Source organism: uncultured Brachyspira sp., from assembly GCF_944388875.1.
In the GTDB taxonomy this organism is placed as follows: domain Bacteria; phylum Spirochaetota; class Brachyspiria; order Brachyspirales; family Brachyspiraceae; genus Brachyspira.
In genome coordinates this window covers 173,356-200,314 of sequence record NZ_CALXKQ010000002.1, presented here as the reverse complement: position 1 = coordinate 200,314, position 26,959 = coordinate 173,356, and the positions used below count along the sequence as shown (strand labels likewise).

General features: G+C 28.0%; 24 protein-coding genes. 13 read left to right on the top strand and 11 right to left on the bottom strand.

The window, feature by feature from the left end; genetic code table 11:
- Positions 1-11: 11 nt before the first annotated feature.
- From Q0J69_RS03175 to Q0J69_RS03165, 3 genes are all read left to right on the top strand, one after another.
- A complete protein-coding gene (locus Q0J69_RS03175; protein ID WP_297204274.1) occupies positions 12-2,750 on the top strand; it encodes a DEAD/DEAH box helicase family protein in 2,739 nt (912 codons plus the stop codon).
- A gap of 17 nt (positions 2,751-2,767) precedes the next feature.
- Positions 2,768-4,084, top strand: a complete 1,317-nt coding sequence (locus Q0J69_RS03170; protein WP_297204272.1) for a restriction endonuclease subunit S — start codon at positions 2,768-2,770, stop codon at positions 4,082-4,084.
- A 269-nt stretch (positions 4,085-4,353) separates the two neighbouring features.
- A complete protein-coding gene (locus Q0J69_RS03165) occupies positions 4,354-5,796 on the top strand; it encodes a class I SAM-dependent DNA methyltransferase (RefSeq protein ID WP_297204270.1) in 1,443 nt (480 codons plus the stop codon).
- Here Q0J69_RS03165 and Q0J69_RS03160 read toward each other — a convergent pair.
- The 3 genes from Q0J69_RS03160 to Q0J69_RS03150 form a co-directional block, all read right to left on the bottom strand.
- Complete coding sequence (locus tag Q0J69_RS03160; protein WP_297204267.1) at positions 5,793-6,524, bottom strand: ComF family protein; 732 nt, start codon at positions 6,522-6,524, stop codon at positions 5,793-5,795. The genes Q0J69_RS03165 and Q0J69_RS03160 overlap by 4 nt on opposite strands.
- Positions 6,525-6,535: 11 nt before the next feature.
- A complete protein-coding gene (locus Q0J69_RS03155) occupies positions 6,536-7,327 on the bottom strand; it encodes a prohibitin family protein (protein WP_297204265.1) in 792 nt (263 codons plus the stop codon).
- 288 nt (positions 7,328-7,615) lie between these two features.
- Entirely contained in the window at positions 7,616-7,873 is a 258-nt protein-coding gene (locus Q0J69_RS03150) for a hypothetical protein (RefSeq protein ID WP_297204263.1), read from the bottom strand.
- A 236-nt stretch (positions 7,874-8,109) separates the two neighbouring features.
- Between Q0J69_RS03150 and Q0J69_RS03145 the strand changes: the two genes are divergently transcribed.
- The 3 genes from Q0J69_RS03145 (at position 8,110) to tmk (ending at position 11,432) form a co-directional block, all read left to right on the top strand.
- A complete protein-coding gene (locus Q0J69_RS03145) occupies positions 8,110-9,420 on the top strand; it encodes an NCS2 family permease (RefSeq protein WP_297204260.1) in 1,311 nt (436 codons plus the stop codon).
- Positions 9,421-9,650: 230 nt separating this feature from the next.
- Complete coding sequence (gene mraY, locus Q0J69_RS03140) at positions 9,651-10,799, top strand: phospho-N-acetylmuramoyl-pentapeptide-transferase (RefSeq protein WP_297204257.1); 1,149 nt, start codon at positions 9,651-9,653, stop codon at positions 10,797-10,799.
- A 21-nt stretch (positions 10,800-10,820) separates the two neighbouring features.
- Positions 10,821-11,432 carry a dTMP kinase gene (tmk, locus tag Q0J69_RS03135; protein WP_297204255.1) on the top strand — a complete coding sequence of 204 codons (612 nt, stop codon included), beginning with the start codon at positions 10,821-10,823 and terminating at the stop codon, positions 11,430-11,432.
- On the opposite strand, the gene Q0J69_RS03130 is transcribed toward tmk, so the two are convergent.
- Positions 11,401-11,820 (bottom strand): single-stranded DNA-binding protein, encoded by a 420-nt coding sequence (locus Q0J69_RS03130; RefSeq protein ID WP_297204253.1) that lies wholly within the window; start codon positions 11,818-11,820, stop codon positions 11,401-11,403. The two genes, tmk and Q0J69_RS03130, sit on opposite strands and share 32 nt — an antisense overlap.
- Positions 11,821-12,023: 203 nt before the next feature.
- Here Q0J69_RS03130 and Q0J69_RS03125 point away from each other — a divergent pair, with 203 nt between their 5' ends.
- Complete coding sequence (locus tag Q0J69_RS03125) at positions 12,024-12,956, top strand: alpha/beta fold hydrolase (RefSeq protein ID WP_297204251.1); 933 nt, start codon at positions 12,024-12,026, stop codon at positions 12,954-12,956.
- Between the two features lie 132 nt (positions 12,957-13,088).
- Here Q0J69_RS03125 and Q0J69_RS03120 read toward each other — a convergent pair whose 3' ends face one another.
- The 3 genes from Q0J69_RS03120 to Q0J69_RS03110 form a co-directional block, all read right to left on the bottom strand.
- Positions 13,089-13,850 (bottom strand): hypothetical protein, encoded by a 762-nt coding sequence (locus Q0J69_RS03120; RefSeq protein WP_297204249.1) that lies wholly within the window; start codon positions 13,848-13,850, stop codon positions 13,089-13,091.
- Between the two features lie 52 nt (positions 13,851-13,902).
- A complete protein-coding gene (locus Q0J69_RS03115) occupies positions 13,903-15,735 on the bottom strand; it encodes a methyl-accepting chemotaxis protein (protein WP_297204247.1) in 1,833 nt (610 codons plus the stop codon).
- A gap of 261 nt (positions 15,736-15,996) precedes the next feature.
- Complete coding sequence (locus Q0J69_RS03110; protein ID WP_297204244.1) at positions 15,997-18,393, bottom strand: sodium-translocating pyrophosphatase; 2,397 nt, start codon at positions 18,391-18,393, stop codon at positions 15,997-15,999.
- A 218-nt stretch (positions 18,394-18,611) separates the two neighbouring features.
- On the opposite strand from Q0J69_RS03110, the gene Q0J69_RS03105 reads away from it, so the two are divergent.
- Together Q0J69_RS03105 and Q0J69_RS03100 are read left to right on the top strand one after the other, a co-directional pair.
- Entirely contained in the window at positions 18,612-19,196 is a 585-nt protein-coding gene (locus tag Q0J69_RS03105) for a histidine phosphatase family protein (protein ID WP_297204242.1), read from the top strand.
- Between the two features lie 44 nt (positions 19,197-19,240).
- Complete coding sequence (locus Q0J69_RS03100) at positions 19,241-20,218, top strand: cobalamin biosynthesis protein (RefSeq protein WP_297204240.1); 978 nt, start codon at positions 19,241-19,243, stop codon at positions 20,216-20,218.
- Here Q0J69_RS03100 and Q0J69_RS03095 read toward each other — a convergent pair whose 3' ends face one another.
- On the bottom strand, positions 20,219-21,562 hold the full coding sequence (locus tag Q0J69_RS03095; RefSeq protein ID WP_297204238.1) for an MATE family efflux transporter: 1,344 nt from the start codon (positions 21,560-21,562) through the stop codon (positions 20,219-20,221).
- 164 nt (positions 21,563-21,726) lie between these two features.
- Here Q0J69_RS03095 and Q0J69_RS03090 point away from each other — a divergent pair, with 164 nt between their 5' ends.
- A complete protein-coding gene (locus tag Q0J69_RS03090; RefSeq protein ID WP_297204234.1) occupies positions 21,727-22,170 on the top strand; it encodes a PepSY-like domain-containing protein in 444 nt (147 codons plus the stop codon).
- Between the two features lie 15 nt (positions 22,171-22,185).
- Complete coding sequence (locus Q0J69_RS03085; RefSeq protein ID WP_297204233.1) at positions 22,186-22,569, top strand: PepSY-like domain-containing protein; 384 nt, start codon at positions 22,186-22,188, stop codon at positions 22,567-22,569.
- Positions 22,570-22,576: 7 nt separating this feature from the next.
- Here Q0J69_RS03085 and Q0J69_RS03080 read toward each other — a convergent pair whose 3' ends face one another.
- From Q0J69_RS03080 to Q0J69_RS03070, 3 genes are read right to left on the bottom strand one after another with little or no spacing between them, the layout of a single operon-like run.
- The gene (locus Q0J69_RS03080) at positions 22,577-23,476 is read right to left on the bottom strand and encodes a DUF1848 domain-containing protein (RefSeq protein ID WP_297204231.1); all 900 of its coding nucleotides are present in this window, start codon (positions 23,474-23,476) and stop codon (positions 22,577-22,579) included.
- 12 nt (positions 23,477-23,488) lie between these two features.
- Positions 23,489-24,115 carry an MBL fold metallo-hydrolase gene (locus Q0J69_RS03075; RefSeq protein ID WP_297204229.1) on the bottom strand — a complete coding sequence of 209 codons (627 nt, stop codon included), beginning with the start codon at positions 24,113-24,115 and terminating at the stop codon, positions 23,489-23,491.
- A gap of 24 nt (positions 24,116-24,139) precedes the next feature.
- The gene (locus tag Q0J69_RS03070; protein ID WP_297204227.1) at positions 24,140-24,898 is read right to left on the bottom strand and encodes a hypothetical protein; all 759 of its coding nucleotides are present in this window, start codon (positions 24,896-24,898) and stop codon (positions 24,140-24,142) included.
- A 147-nt stretch (positions 24,899-25,045) separates the two neighbouring features.
- On the opposite strand from Q0J69_RS03070, the gene tilS reads away from it, so the two are divergent.
- Both tilS and Q0J69_RS03060 read left to right on the top strand, forming a co-directional pair.
- A complete protein-coding gene (tilS, locus tag Q0J69_RS03065) occupies positions 25,046-26,437 on the top strand; it encodes a tRNA lysidine(34) synthetase TilS (protein ID WP_297204224.1) in 1,392 nt (463 codons plus the stop codon).
- The gene (locus tag Q0J69_RS03060; protein ID WP_297204222.1) at positions 26,410-26,898 is read left to right on the top strand and encodes an NUDIX hydrolase; all 489 of its coding nucleotides are present in this window, start codon (positions 26,410-26,412) and stop codon (positions 26,896-26,898) included. Before tilS ends, Q0J69_RS03060 begins: the two co-directional genes overlap by 28 nt.
- Positions 26,899-26,959 lie beyond the last annotated feature (61 nt).

Sequence of the window (26,959 nt, the reverse complement as noted above, 5' to 3'; positions counted from 1 at the left end):
ATTCAATTAATATGAAGCCTGAAGAGAAAGCAAGAGAAGAAATAGATAAACTGCTAATCAATGCAGGTTGGGAAGTTCTTAATAAAGATGAATTTGATATAACATCGAATAAAGGCATTGCATTAAGAGAGATTGTAATGTCAGATAATGGAAGAGCTGATTATATACTTATATATAAAGGCAAGGCATTGGGTGTTATAGAAGCTAAAAAATACGGAACTTCTTTAAGTATTGTAGAAGAGCAGTCTAAAAGATATTCTAATAAATTACCTAGTTATATAAAATCATATTCTGAAGAACTTCATTTTATATATGAAAGCAATGGCAAAGAAATATATTTTAGAGATACAAGGGATATAGATTATCGTTCAAGAAAAGTATTTGCATTCCATAAAGCAGAAACATTATTAAAATATATAAAAGACGATTCTACTTTAAGAAACAAATTAAAAAATAACATGCCTGTATTAGAGATTGGGGATTTAAGAGAATGCCAATTTAATGCAATAAACAGCATAGAAAAGTCATTAAGTGAGAATAATACTAGAACATTAATACAAATGGCCACTGGGGCAGGTAAAACTATAATGGCTATTAATTTATTTTATAGGCTTATTAAACATGCTAATGCTGAAAGAATTTTATTTTTAGTTGATAGAAATAATTTAGGAAGTCAGGCAAAAAATTCATTTGATGATTTTTATATTGAAAACAGAAAATTCTCTGAATTATATGGAGTACAGCATTTAAAAAGTAATGTCATAGATTATAAGAACAGCAAAATAGTAATAACAACAATACAAAGACTTTATTCTATTTTAAGTAATGAAGAGGAATATGATATTGCAAATGAAGAAAAATCATCTTTTGAAAATGCTGACAGTGATATAATGCATGATGTTTCTTATAATTCAAATTTACCTATAGAACTTTTTGATTTTATAGTAGTTGATGAATGTCATAGAAGCATATACGGAGAATGGCAGAAGGTTCTAAATTATTTTGATGCATTTGTTATAGGGCTTACTGCAACACCTTCAGCAAATACTATAGCTTATTTTAATGGTAATTTAGTTTATGAATATCCTCTTGAACGTTCTATAATTGACGGTATCAATGTAGGTGAAAAAGTATTTAGAATAAAAACTCAAATAGGGGAGCATGGAGCAACACTTAAAGAAAAAACTTATGTTCCTATTGTAGAGAAAAAAACAAGACGTGAAATATACGAAACTCTTGAAGAAGATATTATTTATGAGAAAAAAGATTTAGATAGAAAAGTAGTATCAGTTAATCAGATAAGAACTGTACTTGAAGCTTATAAAAAATCTTTATTTACTCAGCTTTATCCTGATAGAGAACCGACTTTTGTACCTAAAACTTTAATATTTGCTAAAGATGACAATCATGCAGAAAATATAGTAAGAATTGCAAGGGAAGTATTTAATAAAGGAAATGAGTTCTGTAAAAAAATAACCTACTCTTCAGATAATCCGCAGGGTTTAATAAAAGATTTTAAAAATGAGCCTAATTTCAGAATAGCAGTAAGTGTGGATATGATAGCCACAGGAACGGATATAAAACCTTTGGAAGTATTGATATTTATGAGAAATGTTTCATCTTCCGTATATTATGAGCAGATGAAAGGACGCGGAGTAAGAACTATAGATAATGAAACTTTAAAAACAGCTACACCAAATGCTAAGAGCAAAGATTTTTATTATTTAATAGATGCCATAGGAGTAACAGAAACAGAAAAAACACTTTCTCAGCCTTTAGATAGAAAAAATAGCTTAAGCACAGAAAAAATTATAGAGATGGTTAAATACGGCGGAGATGTAGAAGAAGATGTTTTAACTACATTAGTATCAAGAATTACAGCTCTTCAAAATAAAATAAAAGAAAGCGAGCATAAAACATTAAAAGAACTTGCAGGCGGAAAAACCTTGCATGAAATATGCAGCGATATTTATAATACTGTTGATGCTGATATTATAAAGGATAAAACAGAAGAAGAAATTTCTGATATGCGTTATGAAGCATTAAAGCCTTTTTATAAACCTGATTTTAGAAATGAATTGATAAAAGCCTTTAAAAATGCTTATCTTATAATTGATAATATAAATTCAGATGAAGTAATATTTACAGATTTTTCCGTAGAGAATGCTAATAAAACAGTAAAGAGTTTTAAAGATTTTATAGATAGCAATAAAGACAGTATAGAAGCATTAAAAATAATATATTCAAGCGATGACAGAGCCTTAACTTATGAAATATTAAAAGATTTGAGAGAAAAACTTCTTAATAATATGCCTCCTTTAAAAACTTCTATGATATGGGAAGCATATTATTTACTTGATAAAAAAAGAGTAAAAAGCAAAAAGCCTGAAGATATAATAACCAATTTAATTCAGTTAGTGCGTTTTGTGATAGGTAAATATGATGAATTAGAAGATTTTAGTATAACTGCAAATAGAAGATTTGAATTATGGAAAGGCAGACAGAAAAAAAATTATAATATAGAGTTCAGCGAAGAAGAGAATATTTTACTAAATATATTAAAAAATTATATTATAAGCAACGGATATATATCAGATAAAAAAGAAATACATGAAGCATTGACAGATGAGAACCATAGCTATAAGGAAGCTAAACTTTTATTTGAAAAACTTTACTCTTCTAAACATATCACTTTAGAAGAAATAGTATCAGATTTATCACTTAATTTGATATCATCTAAACTATCTTAAATAATTAGGAAAAAATAATGAGCACAAAGAAGTCGGTCAAAAAACAATCTGAAATGAAAACAGAAGCAGAGATAAATTCAGATGAAATCCCTTTCAAAATACCAGATAATTGGAAATGGGTAAGACTTTCATCATTAGCTGATATATATACAGGAAATAGTATTAATGAAGAAGAAAAAAAGAAGAAATATACAGGTTTATCTTCAGGGTATTATTATATTGCAACAAAAGATATAAGTTTTAATAATGAAATAAATTATGACAATGGAGTTCGAATACCTAATTCAAATACTAAATTTCGTATAGCACCTAAAAATAGTACTCTGCTTTGTATAGAGGGAGGAAGTGCTGGAAGAAAAATAGCTATTACAAATCAAGATGTTTGTTTTGTAAATAAATTATGTTGTTTTTCTCCATATGGAATAGATCATATATTTTTATACTATTATTTGCAAACTCCAACCTTCTTTTTTATTTTTAAAAAAAATATAAATGGTATTATTGGTGGAGTAGGGGTTAACAAATTAAGAGATACTATTTTACCTCTACCACCGCTAGAAGAACAAAAACTCATAGTAGAAAAAATAGAGAGCGAATTCCAAAAAATAGACAATGCTTTGAATAAATTAAATATCATAAAAGAGCAAATCAAACAGTATAAGCAGTCAGTTTTGAAATACGCATTCGATGAGAATAACAGCTTCGCTAAAGGCAGCAATTATGAACCTTATGAGTGGGAAGAAAAAATTTTAGATGATGTTTGTTATATAAATCCAACAACAATAATTCCAGAAGATTTTAATGATGATACAGAAGTATCTTTTTTACCTATGGCTAATGTAGAAGCTTGTACGAATAATTATACAGAAAATATTGAAAAATATCAAAAAGTAAAAAAAGGTTATACAAAATTTCAAGAAAATGATATTTTATTTGCTAAAATTACACCTTGTATGGAAAATGGAAAAATATGTGTTATAAATAAATTAAAATCAAAAATTGGATTTGGTTCTACAGAATTTCATGTAATAAGAAATAAAGATAATGTTTTTATAGATTTTATTTATTATTTTTTATCTAGTGAAGAATTTAGAATGAATGCTAAACAGAAGATGACAGGTGCCGTTGGACAAAAAAGAGTTCAAGCAGGTTATTTAATTAATCATATAATAAAATTACCTAATATAGAATTGCAAAAAACTATAGCCGATAATATACAGAATATTTTTGATAAAGTTGATAATATAGAGAATAATATAAATGAAAATATTGATAAATTAAATGTTTTAAAGCAGGCTGTTTTGAAAAAGGCTTTTGAGGGAAAATTAATTTAATTTTATTGAACAATTATTACTTGTTAATTTTTTATGATTTATATAAAAAATTATAAACTGTTGTAAAATATTATAACTATAGAGTAAGTCTTAAATTGTAAGAATGCAGTCCTTTTGCTTCTCGACGCAGGCGGGCTGTGCCTGGGTCACCACCGAGTAGGTGCCTATTCGGCAAAAGAAGTAGGGGGTTCGGGGACTAGTCCCCGAAAATAATAAAATATAAAATGTTTTTAACAAACTTAAAAATTTTTAGTATATAAGGATTTATTATGAATGAAAGCAGTTTAGTTACTAAAGTGTGGAATTTTGCTGAGGTGTTAAGACAAAGCGGTATGGCTTATACCGATTATGTTTCGCAGCTTACTTATATGATTTTTCTTAAAATGGATTATCAGAAATTTGAAGAGGGCTATGAAGAATCCATTATACCAGATGAATACAGATGGGATAAATTAAAAGAAAAAGAGGGTGAGGAATTAGAAAAACATTATGCAAGCACTTTAGAAAATCTTTCAAGGCAAAAGGGTATACTTGGAGTAATATTTTCAAAGGCTCAGAATAAGATTGATACTCCCGTTCATATTAAAAGAATGGTAAATCTTATAGATGGTATTGATTGGGTATCATTAAGTATTGATGTGAAAGGTTCTATATATGAGGGACTTTTGGAGAGAAATGCTACAGAGTCTAAGGCTGGTGCTGGACAGTATTTTACGCCTAGGGCTTTGATTAAGGCTATTGTTGAGGTGATGAGGCCTGATATAGATATGAATATAATTGATCCTGCCTGCGGTACAGGCGGATTTTTGATTGAGGCTTATGATTATATAAAAAAACATATAGGAAAAGACAAAGATAAAATTAAAAAATTAAAAGAAAATACATTATTTGGTATAGATATTACTCATATAGTTGTGAGTTTATGTGCTATGAATTTGTATTTGCATGGATTTGGAGGCTCTGAAGGAAATACCACAGTAAAACAGGGAGATTCTTTAGCTAAGAGAACAGATACATTATATAAAATGGTTCTTACAAATCCGCCTTTCGGTAAGAAAAGTGCTTTTAAGGTTTTTAGTGATGACGGTGAAGTTACAACAGAAAAAGAAGATTATATAAGAGATGATTTTACTGTAACAACATCAAATAAACAGATAAATTTTTTACAGCATATAATGAGTATTTTAGCCATAGGCGGAAGAGCGGCAGTTGTGCTTCCTGATAATGTTTTATTTGAGGGCGGTGCTGGAGAGAAGGTAAGAAGAAAGTTATTAAACAGCTGTAATTTGCATACTATATTGAGACTTCCTACAGGCATTTTTTATGCTCAAGGTGTTAAGGCTAATGTTTTATTTTTTGATAAAGTTACACCTGTAGAAGGTGCTGTAGCGACGAAAAATATTTGGATTTATGATTTTAGAACAAATATTAATTTTACTTTAGTTACTAATCCTTTAACTTTTGAAGATTTAGAAGATTTTATAAAATGCTATAATGCTGATGATATTAGCAAAAGAAAAGAAACTGACAGATTCAAAAAATTTTCTTATGATGAAATAATAAAAAGAGATAAAGTTAATTTGGATATTTTCTGGATAAAAGATGAAACTTTAGAAGATTTGGATAATTTACCTGAACCAGATGAACTATTAAAATCTATAAAGGAAAATTTTAAAGATACTATGGATATAATTGATAGTATTGATATTTAAGCACGGGCTACTGTAAGCAAACCTATTTTTTTAATGCATTCTAGTTTCTTAATCTCTTTAGAAATTTCATTTAAAGTGCTTCCTGTGGTAAGTACATCATCTATTATAAGAAGATCTATTTTATTATGATCTCTGTAGTCGGTATTTATCACAAAAGCATTTTTTATCATATTTAGTCTTTCTGTTTTACTGTTTAAAGAACTTAATGCTTTGGTTTCTTTTTGCCTGAATATTATATCATCTATTAATTTTATATTTAGAATTTTAGATATTGTTTCTGCTATTATTTCACTTTGATTGTATCCTCTTTCCAAAAATCTATTTTTACCAAGAGGCACAAAAGTAACGGCATCATAATTTTTTATGTAGTCTTTATAATAATAACTAAGCATAGCAGCAAAGTCTTTACAAATTAAATATCTATGAGAGAACTTCATTTTGTGAATCAAATTTATTGTATGATTATTATAATAAAGCATAGATTTACATTCATCAAAATAAAGTTCTTCATCTTTGCAAATGCATATTGATTTTTCACTTTCTAAAACTTTACCGCATTTAGGGCACCTTATATATTCATCTTTATGTATATAATCCAAATTTTTATTTATGCAGTCAATACAAACATAATTCATATTATTACTTTGCATTAACTCTCCGCATATTATACAATGATTAGGAAATATTAAAGAAAATATATTATTTATAATATGCTTGTAAAGTTTCATTTATTATTTAATTATTTTACTTGTATCATAGGGGTAACACCAGAGCCTGAAACCTGCGGCATTTTACCATCCCATTTCTCTATATACATTCTCTGTATTAAAAGAGGAGTTAAAGATTCCTGCATTATTCTGTTGGCTTCTGCTATACCTTTAGCTTTTGTTATTTCAGCTTCAGCTTCATATTTTACTTTTTCCAAATCATTTTGAGCAGTTAATGCATTTTGTGAAGCTATCAATTTTCTTTCTATTGCTTGATCAAATTCATCAGAAAAATCATGTTCTATAATAGAGCATGCAGCAACTGTGATGCCGTAATCTTGAAAATCACTCATAACTTCTTTTAAAAGCTCTCCAGCCATTTCATTTCTTTTTGTTATGAATTCTTCTATAGTGTATCTTGCAGAAACAGCATTCAAACTCTCTGATATTCTAGGATTAACTAATTTGTTTTTATAATCTGTTCCAAATTTTCTAAATAAATCCAAAGCATCTCCTGTTATAGAATACTGAACATTTAAAGTCATAGATATTGTCTGCATGTCCTTTGATGATACAGAATATGTTTTTTCAACAGTCTGTTCCCTCACTTCCATAATTTTCATAGTGTCTATAAAAGGAACCTTAAAATGAAGTCCAGGTTCTTCCTGAGCTATTGCTTTTCCAAGTCTGCTTCTTATACCTACCTCTCCAGTAGAAACAATAGTTACACTTGAAAATAGCAGAAACCCTACAACTAATACTACAGGAAGTAATATAAAAAGTATAGAATGCAATTTGTTTGAATGAATATTAATAATTCTCATAAACAACTCCTTTGGTAAATACTACTATATAAACAACTTTTTTGCAAGCAGTATAATAATATATTTATTAATCATTAGACTTGTTTCAAAACTAATTTTATTTATTGATTGCCTGCTACCACATATTTATTTTGCAGACACTGTCTGACTTTGGTGTTGTCAAGCGAAATACATATTATACAACATATAAAACGTTATTTTATAATTGATAAATTACAAAAATTTAATACATAATATTATCAAGTACTTTTTAAACAAGTCTAATATATGTTTTTAATATTATAAAATTTAGTTTTGAAGCAGTCTAATAAATAACCTTCCTACACATTTAAAAATTAATGCCGCAATATAAAAAATAAAACTAATAAAAGAAAAAACATAATCAGCAATAAATACATACAGATAATCAACTATAAAAACACATACAGAATAAGCAAATACAAATACACATATTATTAACATAAAAATAAAATCTACAAATAACTCTCTAAACTCTTCAAATAAAAATAATGTTATGATAGAAGATATAAGAATTATTAAAAGCATATAGGCAGTACTCCTTATTATAAAATTAATAATAAGAGTATAAGTAATTATAATGACAAAAAATGACGCATAAAATTTTTTTTGAAATTTTATTAAAATATTAGAAATTATTTATATAATTACATTATGTTTATATAAAATAAAAAAATATTGCAAAATTTATAATCTCATATATAGTATAACTTTCATAAAAAACTATGTTAAAATTATGAAAAAGAATATTAAAGGATATATTTATGGAAAAGTTTTTTAGGCTAAAAGAACATGGCACTAATGTAAAGACTGAAATCATAGCAGGCTTCACAACATTTATGACTATGGCTTATATATTAGCTGTAAATCCTGATGTGCTTTCAAGTACAGGAATGGATAAAGGGGCTATATTCACTGCTACAGTTGTTTCATCAATAATAGCTACATTAATAATGGGATTATTTGCTAATTTGCCTTTTGCTTTGGCACCGGGAATGGGATTAAATGCTTTTTTTGCTTATTCAGTCGTGCTTGGAATGGGATACAGCTGGCAGACTGCTTTAACTGCTGTATTTATAGAAGGTGTTATATTTTTAATATTAACTATATTTAATGTAAGAGAAGCAATAGTTAATAGCATACCTGTTAATATGAAAAGAGCTATTTCAGTTGGTATAGGATTATTTATTGCATTTATTGGATTGCAGAATGCTAAAATCATAATCAATAATGATGCTACATTGCTTGGAATAGGAAATATTACTTCAGGAAGTGCATTGCTTGCTATAATAGGGCTTATAATTACAGCTGTATTATTATCATATAATGTAAGAGGAGCTATTTTGCTTGGCATTCTAATAACAACTGTAATAGGAATACCTATGGGGCTGACTAAACTATCACCTCATGCTAGTTTTGTACCGCCTTCTTTGGAACCTATAGCTTTTAAACTTGATTTCAGTAATATATTAAGCCCAAACATGTTTATAGTACTATTTACTTTCCTTTTTGTAGATATGTTTGATACTGTAGGAACATTGGTTGGAGTATGTACTAAAGCTAATATGCTTACTAGGGGCGGAGAAGTTCCTAGATGCAAACAGGCTTTATTTGCCGATGCTGTTGGTACTGTTGTAGGGGCTTGCTTAGGTACTTCTACAGTTACAACTTATGTTGAAAGTGCTTCAGGTGTTGCTGAAGGAGGAAAAACAGGACTTACTGCTTTAGTTGTTGTTATACTATTTGCTGTATCATTATTCCTATCTCATATATTCTTAGCTATACCTAGTGCTGCTACTGCTCCTGCATTAATAATAGTAGGATTATTTATGATGACTCCTATATTAGAGATAAATTTTGCTGACTATACAGAATCTATACCAGCATTCATATGTATAATATTCATGCCTTTTGCATACAGTATAGCTGAAGGTATTACTTTCGGTGTATTATCATTTACTATATTAAAATTAATGTCAGGTAAAACAAAAGATATATCAGTATTAACTTGGATATTATCAGCTTTATTGCTGTTAAAAATATTCATGCCTTTAATACAAGGTGCTTTAGGATAATAAGTAATAAAATAAAAAAATAAAAAGGGTGGAATTATAAAATAATTTCACCCTTATTTATACAAGCACTATATAATCATCATATTATCTATCATACTACTTTTTATTTATTAAAATCTATAAAAAACAAAATTAACATAATTATTTTATTGACAAAACAATTTATATATAATACTATATTAGAACAGTTTATAATTGAACTTTATTTTTGTTTAAGGCTATTAATATACATGTTATATGAAATTTTTTATCCATTAAGAGAAACATTCTTTGGTTTTAATATATTCAGATATATTACATTCAGAACTGCTGGGGCTGTGGGTACTGCTTTAATATTAGTTTTGGTATTTGCACCAAATATTATAGAAAAATTAAAAAAACTCCATTTTGGGCAGGTAGTAAGAGATGACGGACCTGAAACTCACTTGGTAAAAACTGGAACTCCTACTATGGGGGGGATATTTATAGTTGGCAGTATTTTAATTAGTATATTATTATGGGGAAAACTGGATAATTTAAAGATTATACTCCTTAGTGTTTCTTTAATAATACTATCTATATCAGGATTTCTTGATGACTTCCTAAAAATAAAATATAAAAATTCTAAGGGACTTCCTGGTAAATATAAGATATTATTTCAAACTTTAGTAGGAATAATTATAGGAATTTATCTATACTATTTTGATAAATCTACATTTTTAATGACATTTGAGCTTAATCAGGGTATAGGAGTACTGGAGGCTGTAAAAGTGGCACAAGTACCCTCTTCTACTATATTCATTCCATTTGCAAGTACAATATATATAGACCTTAAATTGCTATATATACCATTTGCAGCATTTGTTGTTGTAAGTATGAGTAATGCTGTAAATCTTACAGATGGTTTAGACGGACTTGCAATAGGATTATTAGTAATAATGTCTATGGCTTTAGCTGTTCTCTCTTATGTATCAGGAAACTCACTAATAGCAACTTATTTAAAAATACCATTTATAGCGGATGCTGGGGAAGTTACAGTATTTGTTGGTGCTTTGATAGGTGCTGGTTTAGGATTCTTATGGTTTAATGCTCACCCTGCACAAGTATTTATGGGAGATGTAGGAAGCCTATCTCTTGGCGGAGTACTTGGAATTATAGCATTATTTATTAAGCATGAACTTCTGCTTGTTATAATAGGAGCGGTTTATGTATCTGAAGCATTTAGCGTAGTTTTGCAGGTATTTTCATATAAGATGTTTAAAAAGAGAGTATTTAAAATGGCTCCATTACATCATCACTTTGAAAAATCTGGATGGAAGGAAACGCAGGTTGTATTTAGATTCTATATTATAGGTATAATAGCTGCAATTATAGGGATAGCAACTTTAAAAATAAGATAATTTTTTATAGGGGTATAATATATGGCTGGAAAATTAATCGTATTAGAAGGTATTGATGGTTCTGGAAAATCTACAAATGGAATCATGCTTACCGATATATTAAATAATGCTGGTATAAAATCAATATATACCTTTGAGCCTACTCATGCATATTTTGGAACTAAATTAAGAGAAAGCATGTTTTCAAAAGATTTAAAACCAGAAGAAGAATTATCTCTTTTTATAGCCGATAGAAAAGAACATATAAAGCACATGATAAAACCTGCAATTGATGACGGTTATATAATCGTATTGGATAGATATGTATACTCTTCTGTGGCATATCAGGGTGCTAAAGGTATTGATAAAGAGTATATACAGGATTTACACAAGGACTTTATCATAGAACCTGATTTAGTATTCATTTTTCATTTACCTATAGAAAATGCTCTCAATAGAATCATGCAAAAGAGAGGATTCGTAGACAGATTTGAGAACGAAAACTATTTAAAAAAAGTAGATGAAATTTTCTCTTCTTTCAATGCTCCTTATATACACCATATAGATGCAGACAGAGATGAAAAATCTATCAATAATGACATTATAAAAATAATAAAGGATTCTAAAATACTTCCTCAAGACTTTCCTCTATAAAATCGGATACCATTTGATTATTTGCTGTATTTCGAGTATAAGTATTTTTTTCTGCAGATTTTTTATCCAAATTTTTTATTTCTAGTGCTAATATATAAATAGAAGTCTTTTTATTTCCTTCTTTAGAAATATATGAATTCTGTCTTAATTCTCCGTTAATTAGAACATGTCTGCCTTTAAACAAAGTAACAGCAGCCTTATCCGCATTATATCCCCAAGCTATAAAATCAAAAAAGTAAACTTCCTTTTGCAAAGAACCATTCATATAATAATATCTATTATTGGCTATAGAAAATTTGCATAAAGATTTACCATTTTTTGTTTTCATATAAGTAGGGTCTTTTGTTAATCTTCCTTCTATTACTATTATATTAGCATTTCCAGACATAATTATTTTCTCCTTAAAAGTAGTATACTAATAGTTAAACAAATTTTTTTTTATTTTAAGCCTAAAACTTAAATTTTTTTGATATTTTTACATTTTAATTATGTAAGCAGCATTCATTAATAAAATTATTTATTGCATTAAAGATGAAATGCTATATAATTTTTCCTAATTATAATAATTACTTAGAATATTCGGAGTATTTTATGAAGATGCTGAACAGGGTACTGATATTAGATGATGGTCATAGAATGTACACATATTTTTTTATTCCTGATTCAAAACCTAAAGCAATAGTTCAAATAGTTCATGGTCTTGGAGAGCATGCTGGAAGATATAGTGAATTCGCTTCAAAATTAACTGATGCAGGATTTTTAGTTTGTGCTGATGATCATAGAGGTTTTGGAAGAAGTACCGTAAGCAAGGATCAAATAGGACATATTTCTGACAAAGATGGTCATAAATTAATAATAGAAGATTTAAAATATTTAATGATGAATACAAAAGCCGATTATCCTAATATACCATATTTTATGTTCGGTCATAGTATGGGATCATTTTTGACAAGAGGATTTCTAATAAAATACCATAAAGATTTGGATGGTGCTGTAATAATGGGTACTAGAGGAAAGCCTAAAGGAATTGAAAATCTAGGAAAAACTATAGCTAATATTCAAAAATCTATATTCGGAGGAAGAAAAAGAGCATATCTTCTTGATAAATTATCGGTAGGAGGATACGGAAAAAAATATTTCCCTGAAGATAATTCCCCTCATGCTTGGCTTACTTCAGATAAAAAAGAGATTAATAAAGTACTAGAAGATGAATATTTTGCTGACAAGCCTGCAAGTATAGAAACATATATACAATTATTTGAGCTTATAGATAAAATTTCTGATAAAAATAACTATTCTTCTATGAATAAAAATTTTCCTATACTTTTAATCTCTGGAGATAAGGACCCTGTAGGAGATATGGGAAAAGGAGTCAAATGGGTGCATGAAATGTATCAATCATTAGGATTTAAAGATGTTAATATCAGCCTTTACAAAGACGGAAGGCATGAAATACTTAATGATGTTCAAAGAGAGGATGTTACAAAAGAAATTATAGATTGGCTTAATAATCATATAAAATAAACTATTCTTATAAATATAATAGAGAAGTGCTGCAGATATAACAGTACTTCTCTTTTTTATTTAACACAATAAAGAAATTTAGGGGCGGGTGGGCGGGCTAATTAGATTAATAAAAAAATAGCATGCTTTTTATTAATTGTAGCCGTCACTTCTTCCGAAAGATATTCCTAAAACCAAGCCTATTGAAAGATCAGAGAAATTATACTTATTATATACATTATATCCTATATTATTATTAATAACATCCGTTTTATACTGCATACCAAAATTGTACATAATGTATCCGCCTATATTAACAGCAAAATTAGGAAATAAATATAAAAATCCTTCAACAGTAAGTTTTATATAAGGCATTATAGGAGCTTTAAATAGATTTCTCATATCATTAACATTCCAATTATCTAAATCAGGTGCTGCCATAACTCCGCCGTATTTACTTGATGCCACAAGAGTGTATAAAGGAGCTATTATTCCTGTACCTAATCCTATAGACATTTTACTGAAATTTAATTTTACAGTAGCTCCAACACTCATAGAATAAAATGCCATCATTTCTGTATACTTTTTATCATTTTCTTTATAATCTGACATCAAAGCATTAATGCTGAAGCCTATATCACCGAATAAACTCACACCTTTTATAAGGCTTGTATAATCATTTTCAAATAATTTGAAATAATTTCCTATTTGAAAAAATACATTTCCTTCAAAACCTAAAGTGCCATCAGGACTGTCATAAATAGTATTTTTATAGCCGTCATTTACCTTTATAGAATTAAAAGGAAAAGCAATTCCATAATGCCCTTGAAAATTAACCTCTAAACTTGCAAATGCATTGTATGTAATTGCTGCAATCAAAACATTCACAAATAAAAAGTATTTTAATATTCTCATAACAGTTTCATAAAATCAGTAAAGATGCATAACTTTAATTAAAGCCGTAAAGCTAATCATTATAAATCTTAAAGAACTCAATGCTGCTTTCCAGAAACTTAGCTTTTTCAACCAAACTTTTTGATATTTCGCTTGAGTTTTCGGCTAAAGCGGCATTTTGAGTGGTAGCACTTTCCATGCTATTAACCTCATTGCTTATTTGATTGGTGCCTGATTCCTGTTCTAAAGCATTTGCAGTAATATCTTCCATAAGTTTTGAAGTTTCTGATACTTTATTTTGCAAATCTACAAATATTTCCTGAGATTGCTTTGCTGTTTTAGTTGCAACATCTATTTTCTGAGAGGTATTATCAACCAATGCTGTAATATCTTTAACTGAAGCCTGAGTAGTTTGAGCCAGATTTCTTACCTCAGAAGCAACAACAGCAAAACCTTTACCCTGATCTCCTGCACGTGCCGCCTCTACAGAAGCATTTAATGCAAGTATATTCGTTTGAAAAGCAATGTCTTCAATAATTTTAGTAATATCTTTTATCTTTTCACTTGAATGATAAACTTCTTCTATATTTAATGCAGTCTGTTTTATTATATCTGCAGCTCCTTCTATATATTTCATTGATTCTGACATCATCTCCTTACCCTGAAGAGATTTTTCTGCAGATGTTTTAATATTAGAAACCATTTCTTCTATGCTTGCTGCTGTTTCCTCCAAACTGGATGACTGCGAATCTGTTCTTGATGATAATTCGCTGCTGCTTTCCATCATATTTTCAGCTGCTGTAATTATTTCCCTTGAAGCATCATTGACATTTGAAACTACTTCGGCTAATCTATTGCTCATAATATCAAATACTTTTTCTAACTCTCCAAATTCATCTTTACTATAGACAGATCTGCTATTAATTTTTATATGTCCCTCTGATATACTTGTAGCATGCTGCATCAAAACTTTAAGAGGATGAGTTACTTTTTTAATATAAAGAAAAGCAAATACATTTATAGAAATAATAGATATTATACATATAATAATAGATATTTTTATAGAATCATTATTGGCCTTATAAATTACACTGTCATCCATAGCCATAATTAAATACCAAGATAAATTCTCAATTCTGCTGTAAACCGCTGTTCTAGAATCATGGCTTACAGAAGATATATAATTCATAACACCTGATGAAAGCCCTCTTTTTATAATATCTCCATAAGCCTCATTAGCTTTTGTATTAATCTCATTTTTAGTATCTAAAACAACCGTTTCATCATCATCAATTGCAAATATTCTAGTTCTCTCGGGAAGTTTAAGCTCCTGCAGCTTCATAGCCAAATCTTCCCAGTCTAAAATCATATATACATTTCCTATATACTCGCCATTATATTTCACTCCTGAAATAGCAGCCAATGACCATTTATTATCGGCACTTGATCTCTGTATGCTGTCATCGAAAGATGCACCATTATTATTATTTTTCAGTATATTTAATATATTAGGTCTTACTGTGGTGATATTCTCTCCTATTTTTACATTATTAACATTATCTAAAATTATTCCATTAGTATCAGTAATGCCTATATCAAGTACATATTCATTAATTAATTCAAACTCTGTAAGCGTAGTACGAATATCTATACTTCTATCTAATAAATAATTTCTTACTATGGGAGATACAGAATATGTCTGCACCAAATTTCTATTATCATCAAGCCAAACATCAAGCATATCATTATAGCCATTAACTGTATTATTAAAACCATTCAATGTTGCATCCTTAATTATAAGATGCGATCTATATGATAATATAACAACTATTAAAACTAAAAATATTGTGCTTAAAATACTGATTGCTATAGGCATCTTGACTCTTATAGAATGTCTTTTTTTCATATATTTTCCTCTTTTTTAATATATATTAATTAATAAAATTACAATAAATAGAATTTATATAAAAATACATTTAAATAATACTATAATAAGTTTGAATATTTTGATGCATTATAAATTATAATAATATAAAGTCAAATAAAAATATATTTTTTTTACCTTTACAGTATATAGAGTAAATTTATTTTAATAATTTCATATAATCTATAAAAAAGCTGCCCAACTAATTAAAGTCAGACAGCCTATATATATTAAATAAATTAATTACTTAACAATTTGATCAGCTATACCTAGCAGAGCCTGAATTTTTGGTGAGAATGAAACTACAGCACCTGCAAATACAACACTTATCAAGCTCATTAATTTAATAAGAATATTAATTGAAGGCCCTGAAGTATCTTTGAATGGATCTCCTACAGTATCGCCTATAACAGCAGCAGCATGGTTAGGGTTAGTAATTTTTTCTCCAGTTTTTGGATCTATGATTTTTTTACCGCCAAAATTACCAGCTTCAATGTATTTTTTAGCATTATCCCAAGCACCGCCTGCATTAGACATCATAACAGCCATAGCAAATCCTGCTGTTAATCCTCCTACTAACACACCTATAACAGCAGGTACTCCGAATAAGAAACCAACTATAACAGGTACTATTATAGCAAGTACAGAAGGAACAATCATCTCTTTCTGAGCTGATTTAGTACAGATTTGAACAGCTTTTTCATAATCAGCTTTTACACCTTTTTCACCAGCAAGTAAGCCTTTAATTTCTCTAAACTGTCTTCTAACTTCTTCCACAACACCTGCAGCAGCACGTCCAACAGCTTTCATAGTTAAAGCACAGAAGAAGAATACTAACATAGCACCAATAAATATACCTATTAATACTTTAGGATTCATCAAGTGAATATTAAAAGCATTCATAAACTCATTCATACCTAAACTATAAACAACTTTGTCGTATAATTCTTTAGCACTGTTAGCAGTATATTGAACAGTACCTATATCGATAGAAGTAAGGTTTCCGGAATTAATCATTCTTCCTAAAGCAGTTTTAATTTCCTCAATATAAGCAGCAATTAAAGCCATAGCAGTTAAAGCAGCAGAACATATAGCAAAGCCTTTGCCAGTAGCAGCAGTAGTATTGCCTAAAGAGTCTAAAGCATCTGTTCTTTCTCTAACACTTTCTGGAAGACCAGACATTTCAGCATTACCGCCTGCATTGTCAGCTATAGGTCCGTAAGCATCAGTAGCCAATGTAATACCTAAAGTAGATAACATACCAACAGAAGCTAAGGCAATACCGTATAAACCTTGAGAGAAAGAAGAAACTTCAGTACCGAAACCGCCTGCAAAACCAAATGAAAGCATTATTGATATAACTACTGTAACAACAGGTATTAAAGTAGACTGCATACCTACAGCAAGTCCGCCTATAATAACAGTAGCAGGACCAGTTTTAGATTGTTCAGCTACCCATTGAGTAGGTTTGTACTCAGCAGCTGTATAATATTCTGTGAAGAAACCAACCACATTACCAGCTATAAGTCCTACAATTATGGAAACAAATAATCCCAAATTGTTTGGAAGAAGTGCTTTTACAAGCAGGAAAGAAACAACTATAATAATAGCACTGCTTACATAAACACCAACTCTTAAAGATTTTAATAATTCTCCCATAGTAGCACCTTCTTTAGTTTTAACAAAGAATACACCTACAATAGAAGAAAGAGTACCAATAGCAGCAAGTATCATAGGAAGAGATACAGCATATATCGGGCTTATATCAGGGTTAATATATCCGAAAGCAGCAGAACCCAAACTCATAGCAGCAAGTATAGAACCAGCATAAGATTCATAAAGGTCAGCACCCATACCAGCAACGTCGCCTACGTTATCTCCTACGTTGTCAGCTATAACGGCAGGGTTTCTAGGGTCATCTTCAGGTATTCCTGCTTCAACTTTACCAACCAAGTCAGCACCAACGTCAGCAGCTTTAGTAAATATACCGCCTCCAACACGTGCGAATAATGCTTGGAAAGAAGCACCTACACCAAAGCTAAGCATTGTAGTAGTTACAAAGTGCATTTTAGCAGCAGTGTATTCTGCAGTACCTTTAGCTATTCCAGTAGCAGCTAAATTTAAAAAGTCTGTGCCGAATAAACTATTATCAAGCCATAAATTTAATACTATAAACCATAAAGAAATATCAAACAAAGCAAGACCAACTACAGTAAGTCCCATAACAGCACCGGAACGGAAAGCTATTGTTAAACCTTCATTTAAAGACTTGCTTGCTGCATTTGCAGTTCTTGCTGACGCATAAGTAGCAGTTTTCATTCCTAAGAATCCAGATAAAGTTGAGAAGAAACCGCCTGTTAAAAAGCCTATAGGAATAAAAGGATTTTGAACTTTTAATGCATAAGAAAGAATAGCAAAGATAATGAAAGCTCCTGCAAAGAAGAAAGCTATAACTTTATACTGTTGTTTAAGATAAGCTATAGCACCAGAGCGTACATGCGAAGCTATTTCTTTCATTGTGTCTGTACCTTCATCCTGTTTACGCATCCATTTGTAAAAATAGAAGGCAAAGGCTAATGTTAAAATCGCCGCTGATATTGTAAAAAAGCGGGCATTTTCAGCTAATATTTCATAATTCATACATATACCCTATTTTTTGAATTTTGTTAAAAATTGTATGGTTTTGGATTATATCATAAATTCATTATGCTGTCAATCAAATTTATGATTATTTTTAATACATACCGTACCTATATCAAAATTATTTTACATCTATATAAATAAAATATTATTGAAAAAAAACAAACTGCTATTATAATACTAATATATTTATGGAAATAAAAAGTTGGAGCGTTATTATGAGAATTTTATTTGTACGTCATGGTCAAACACAATTAAATGCTGAAGGAAGATGGTTAGGTTCTACTGACGCACCTTTATCTGAATCTGGAAAAAAGGCTTTAATAGAGAAAAAAGAAATTATAAATAAATATAAGCCTATTCAGAAATTATACTGCAGCCCTATGAAGAGATGCTTGGAGACTGCTGATATATATTTTGAGGGTATGAAAAAAGAGATTATAGATAATTTAAAAGAAAGAAGTTTCGGAGATTTTGAAGGTAAAAATCATGATGAATTAAAAGATAACCCATATTATAAAGAATTTTTTAAAACAGATTGGCAAAGCAACGTTCCTAATGGAGAAAGCTCAGAAGATTTTTTCAAAAGAACAGAAGAAGCATATCTCTATATAATAGATGATATGAAAAAAAATAATTTAGATTATACTGCTGTTGTACTGCATGGAGGCGTTGTTATGTCAATATTCAGCAGATATGATAATAAAAAACTTGGATTTTATGAATATTTGCTTAAAAACGGCGGAGGATACTATACAGAAATAGATGATAAAAATAATATAAATATTATAGAAAACTTTTAATTTTACGATGATTATTAGTAATAACTTTTATTGGAATAAGTGCTATGAGAATACTATTAATATTACCTATATCTTTTCTGCTAAATATATTTGTAGAAAAGTTTAAATTTGATCCTTTTGTTTTTATAAAAAGAATACATTTTATTGCTGAAGATTTATTTAGAAAAAAAATAGTAAATAAAAATAATATAATAGAATTTACTGTAGGCACTTTATCATCCATAATAATAATGGCTGTAATTTTTTTAATTCCATTTTTTATTCTAATGCTTTTATATAAAGTTCATTTTCTCCTTGGTTTAATAATAGAGCTTGCTTTATCATATATTATAATAGGAATTAGAAAACCTTTAGAGATAAGTTCACATATAAACAGAAGTCTTCAAAATAATGACATGAAAAAAGTAAAAGCATTGCTTAAAGAAAATGCTGAAATAGATACTGAAGATTTAGAAGAAGAACAAGCTGTTAAAAATACTATAGAATATACTGCTATAAGTATTGCTGAAGATTATATATATCCTGCAATATTTTTAACTTTGGGAGGAGCTCCTTTATGTTTATTATATAAAGTTATTTATGTTCTCTCTGAATCTTCATCAGATACTGTATACATAGATGAAGATAAAACTAATGATCTTTTTTCAATATTTAATGTTAAATTATGCTATATAATAAATATAATACCTTCTGTGCTTACTTCTCTAGTTTATATACTTGGCTCCGTATTCTTTAGATATGAATACAAAAATGCATTTTCTTCTTTAATAAAAGACGGCAAAAATAATAAGGCAAGATTGGAAGCAAGCATTGCTGGTGCATTAAATATAGAGCTAGGCGGAGAATATATGAAAGACGGAGAGATATATGACAGACCGCTTGTAGGAGAATATTTAGAAGATTTATCACCTCGTCATATAGAAAAAGCAAATAAGCTAATACTCACATCAGCTATATTTGCCTTATCTATAATGCTTATATTAAAACTTTTATCTATGGCAATTTTGGCAATTATTTTTTAATTACTCATTTTGATAAGCTATTTTATTAACAGCATTATTGTTTCTTTTGTTTGTAGCATAAAATATTATAATAAACAATAATATTAAAATAAATTGAGAAGAAGGCACAGCAATCCAAATACCATTGAGATTAAAAAATAAAGGCAGAATCATAATACATATAGGACTTACAACAAAAGGGTCTATATATGTTAAAATACTTGAATATATGCTTTCACCTGATGAATAAAAATATGCTGTTCCAAGTCTTACTATAGGCTGAAGTATAAATGCTATAGATATTATAGGAAGCCCTACACTTATTATATCATTAGTTTCTATAGAAGCACCAAATAATATTCCTAATTTATTTCTAAGTATGAATACTATAATTATAAGTATTAAACCTAATATAAAATTAAATAAAAGCCCTTTTTTTAATACTTTTTTCATAAGATCATTTTTGCAGGCACCTTTAAAATAACTAATCATAGGCTGGCATCCTTCTGCAACACCTTCAAATAAATATATAATAGAACCATAAATATAATTAATTACTGAATAGGCTGTTGTTCCTAAATATCCGCCGTATTTTATGCATTGCCAATTATTAAATATAACTATAAGAGAAGGTGCCATTACCATACCGAATGGAGATAAACCTATCTGCATGGCTCTTTTAGTCATAGATAAATTAAAATCCGATAATTTTATTTTTGTTCTATTTTTCTTTCTTATAAACAAATAATAAACGGAAATCAAAGCAACTATTGCCTGTGCTGTTATTGTAGCTAAAGCAGCACCGAACATTTCTAATTTAAAAACAATTAAAAATAAATAATCAAGAATAATATTTGTTACAAGCCCTAAACCCATAAAACTCATAGCATGTATAGTTTTACCCAAATTTCTTATTATAGGCATGCTTCCGAATGATATTATCTGAAATCCTCCTCCTAGAATTATAGTTGTAATATAAGCATCCGCATGATGAAAAACCTCCCCCTCAGCACCAAGCAGAACTATTAATTTATTTTTTAATAAAAAAAGCAGTGCTGTTAATATAATGCTTGCTAGAATTAAACTTATAAATGTATTATTTTTAGCCTTATTAAATCCTTCTATATTTCCCTCTCCTAAATATATGGACATTATTACAGAGCCTCCCATTCCAAGCATTACAGCTGCAGCCATAATCAAAGTACCTACTGGGTATATTAAATTAATAGCTGTAAGACCAATATCTCCCATAGAATTTCCTATAAAAAAACCGTCTACAACTATATAAAGCCCGCCTAGCATAGTAGAAACTATAGCTGGAATGATATACTTGAAAAAAGATTTTTCCATGATTTCTACAGTCATATTTTATATTCCTCCGTTATAGTACTGTACGATAATGGACGATTATATACGCTTTTTTATTTTTGTCAACAGAAAAGTACGGAATTTTACTTTTTATTCAATTGTATTTATTGAAGTATTTTGTTTTTAAATATATTATTAATATATAAGGATGAAATATAAATATGATAAAAAAAATAATATTATTAATTATAATATATATGATATCTGCTTCATTTATTGGATTTGATGATGGAAATGGATTAGAATTTATACCTTACAAATATTTACCTAATAAAGTTCAAGATTTTGTGAATAAATATTTTGAAGAATATGAAGTACATAGTGCTGCTCTTTCCTCATATTATATAGTGATTTTTAAAGGCGGATCATCAATATATTTCGATAGAAAATGCGAATGGAAAAGTATAATAGGAAATAGAAAAATAATACCAATTAATACAGCTGAAAAGTTTATAGACGGTAAAATTATAAATATAATCAAAGAAAGATATACAAGCATAAATAATATATACAAAAGAAGAAAAGGCTATGAGTTTAAAGTTGATAATAAAGAATATATTTATATAGGCTATGATGGAAATATAATAAAAATAAAAAAAGTTTAAAACAGAGGTAAAATTATGGATATTATCCCTTATAAAAAACTGCCTGAAAAAGCAAGAAATTTTATAGAAACATATTTCTCTGATTATTATGTATTTAAAGTAACATTTTCATCATCATATAGTACTGTATTTAAAGGAGGAAGCTCAGTAAATTTTAATACAAAAGGAGAATGGAACTCTATAATAGGAAACGGAAATGAAATAGTATTTAATATAATAGAAAAACTTGCAGAAGATGGAATTATAGAAAAAGAAGTAACAAAAACTATAAAAGAAAAATATAATAATATTAATATATACAGAATATTAAAGAAAAATAATAAATATGAAATAGAAATAAATGGCAGTATAATTATTATAGATAACAAAGGCAGTATCATTAAAATAAAAAATAAATAATTATAAATTACAATATAAGAAGCATATTTTTATCATTAACTATTATCTTTCTCTCCTCTATATTGTCTATATCATTAATATTCAAATCTGAAAGTATAGCATTATTAACATCATAATTTTTTAAAATATTTTTAGAATTAGCATAACAGTATATGCATCCGTTCTTACATGTATTATAAGAACCTATATCAATACTTTCTGCACAATTACACAATTTTCTCTGAGATTTATCTTTTTTCTCTTTTATGCTATAGCCTAATATTTTTTGTATTCTCTCTTTGTCTATACATGATGCTTTTTCTGTTAAATTAAAATCCTGAGAACATGACTTTAATTTAATATTATTTTTATCTGCTATATCTTTTAAACTATTTATTAAAAAAATTTTATCATTATCATCTACATATATATTTTTGATATTATTTTTTATTTTGCTGTATATTTGAATAAAACTAAATATGCATTCATCAGTGCAGGCATTTAATTGAGAGGCAAAGTTATTAAAATTATTTATATGATAATTAATATCAAATTCATCATTTAATATAATAGGATCATATCTCCAAACTATACTGTCTTTTCCAAATAAACTGCTTATATCAATAAATTTTTTTATTAATACATCCTTATTTGGAATATTTTTTTCTATTGTTTTGCCGTAAGGAGTTATAGTAAAATGAATATAAAACTTATATCCTAAATCTCTTACATTCTTTAAAAAATCAATATTGGGGTTTTTAGACCAAAATACTATTATGTCAGTGATATCTTTATTTAAAGGTATTCTGTAAAATTTATTCTTATTTATAGGGTTTTGCGTAATTATATATTTTTCTTTTAATCTATTTAAAAACCATTCGGTATGCAATGAAGGAATATCAGTTCTTCTGCTTGCACTTATTATCATTTATCAATAATCTTAAAAAACACCCATTTTCTTTCTCTGAGAAAGTTTGAATCCGTAAGCCTCATGTCCAGGGTATAATAATGTATCATCATCCAAATTAAATACCTTTTCTTTTATGCTCTTCTCTAATTCATTATAATCTCCAGTAGCTAAATCAGTTCTTCCTATTCCGTAAGCAAATATAGTATCTCCGCAGAATAAATGACCTTTTGTATAAAAACAAACTCCTCCCCTAGTATGTCCGGGAGTATGTATAACTTTAAACTCTATATCTTTTAATTTAAAAGTATCTCCATCATTGAATTTCTCTTCAGGGCTTTTGCATACTAAAACTTTTCCTAAATAAGCACTTACATTCAAATTAGGGTCTTGGAAAAAATCATAATCCAAACTATGAACACAATGAGGAGCATCTGGATATTCCTTTCTTATATCATCAGCACCAGATATATGATCGAAATGCCCATGAGTATATATTACTCTTACCAGCTTTTTGCCGTCTAATAATTTTTTATAATCATCATATCCGAATGATAAACTGGCTATATCTATAATCATAGCTTCGTCATCGGCAGATACTATATAAGAATTCATGCCGTACATATTTATATTTATGCAGTCTACTTTTAACTCGCTCATTATTTTATCTCCTATTTTTTATAATTATTTCTTTTCAGATGATGTAAGAAAAACATCCATAGTATCAAGCATTCCAGAAAATGTATTGTACTTTATTATCTTTCTGGTTTTATCATTCTCTTCTATATAAGCTGTTATTTTAGGCAGAAATATAGCAAAAGGTATGCCCTCAACTTTTATTTCCATTTCATAGCATTGTTTATCTTCGCCGTTTATTTTTATCTTTTTTACTCCGTTATTTAGAATTGAAACATTTATCTTATTATCTTTAGAGGCAGTAGGCATTATAATATTCATTTCATTAGTCATATCAATAGGAAAAGTTCTAGCTATCTGATATGCTCCGTACATAGAAAATATTGCTAATGAACCTTCAGCATTTGTATAATTTATTTTTCCTCTTATATCAAATGTATTTTCCATTGTGCCGAAATCATAATAGTCTATAGTTTTATTATAAACTGTACGCATATTCTCTAAATCTATTATAGAATGCATTTCAGATTTTCTAATATTTGTCATCATGCTTTCTTCTAATTGAAACGGATCTTTTAATTTGCTATTTGTTACAAAACCTCTTATATAAGTTTCTTTAATATTCCAATATCCGTTATTATCAATGGAAGTTTCAGTATATACTATAAGTGCATTATTCTTCTTACCCGATATGCCCTTATGAACTAAATACTCGTTACTTTGAAAAGCTGGTATATTAGTATAAGAATAATACTGGGCTAATAAAAATGAGTTTAATATAAAAAAAATTATTAATATGTTTTTCATACTTATATAATAAACTTAAAAATACAAATTTCAATAGATATATTATAATAAAATATTAATTATATATCAATATAATAGCTTGAATATAATTATAAAAAATAATATTATATACTTTATATTATAATATTATTAATTATGGTAATGTAAATGTTAAAAGAAACTGAAAAATTTTTGATAAGAAATATAGATAATATAGAAGGCAAAACTTTGGCTGTTGCCTATTCTGGAGGAATAGACTCTCAGGTTATGCTTAATTTAGCATACAGATTAAAAGAAAAATTATCATTTAACTTAATTATCATACATGTTAATTATAATCTAAGGGGCGAAGATTCAATAAATGATGAATTATTTGCACGCAGTATGGCTAAAAAATACAATATAGAAATATATGTAAAGGAAATAAAACCAAACAGCTATGATGGAAAAAATGTACAGCTTGAAGCTAGAAATGACAGATATAATTTTTTTAAAGAATTATATAATAAAAAAATATATGATTATTTGCTTATAGCACATAATAGGGATGATTTAGCTGAAACTATAATTTACAGAATGATTAAAGGGGCTGGAACTAATGTTTATAAAAGCCTTAGAGAAAAAAATGGGTATATTTTAAGACCTATTTTAAATTTTTATAGAAAAAACATTGAAGTATATGCTAAAAATAATAACCTTGAACATAGAGAAGATTATTCAAATAAAAAAAACTATTACGCTAGAAATAAAATAAGAAATTTAATAATACCAATGCTTGAAGAAATCAATACTAAAGCAAAAACAAATATTATAAGGTTTGCAAAAAGAAGCTATGATGAAAGTACAATATTAAGAAAAAAAACTAATCTTTTATATAAAAAAAATATTTCAAATAATAATAAAACTCTTAATATAGAAAAAATAAAAGACATGAATGATATTTTTACAAGCAGGATAATTATTAAACTGCTGGCAAAAAATAATATAGAAATAACTGAAAAAAGAGTTTCTGAAATAATAAATATAATAAAATCAAAAAATAACAATATAAAATTAAGACTTGATAATTTTTATTTGATAAAAGATTATGATTTTATTAATATAAAAAGTATAGAAAAGTTATCTGATCAAAATATAGATAATGACTATATAAAAATAGAAAAAGATGGAATATATAATTTTTTAGATAAAGAAGTTGAAATAAAAACTATTTTAAACAAAAATATTAATTATAAAGATAATTTTTATATAAAAAGAAAATACCCTATAATAATAAGAAAAAGAAGATACGGAGATATTTTATTTGCTTATCCTCATAATCGTAAAAAAAGTTTAAGGAAGATTTTTATAGATTTGAAACTTTCTTATAGAAAAGAAAAAATACCAGTAATAACTTCTGAAGATGATAATAATATACTGGCTTTATATTTAGAGCCTTACGGATTAAACAGAATATCAAATGAAGCGGCATGCAGCAAAAAAGATGAATATATATTAGAAATAAAATTCAATAAAAAAGAGGATACAGACAAATGGCATTTTCTACTAATGAAAGAATGATATTTGGCAAAGGTGTCGGATGTGTTGTTATAAAAGACGGCAAGGTATTGCTCGGACGTCATAATTACGGAAGAGGAAACGGACTTCTCATAATACCGGGAGGATTTATCAATGAGGGAGAGCTTCCTGCTGAAGCTGCAGAACGCGAGGTATTAGAAGAAACTAATGTGAAAGTTAAAGCATTAGAAATAGTGTCAATGCGTTTTACTGCTGATGATTGGTATTTAGCATTTAGAGCCGAATATATTTCTGGCGAGGCTAAAGTTAATGATGAAGAAAACAGCGAGGTTATTTGGCTTGATATTGAGGAAGCATTAAATAGAAAAGATGTTCCTCCTCTTACAAAAGAAGCTTTAAAATCATGTTTAAAGTTTATAAACTCTAAAGAAAAATATTCTATGAAATTAAAAGAAGATTATGATGCTTCAAGAGAAAGAGGAGTGTATGCTTATTATGACTGATTTATTATAAATGTATGATATGATTACTAATACAAAAAAAATCTAATATATTTAAGCAAAA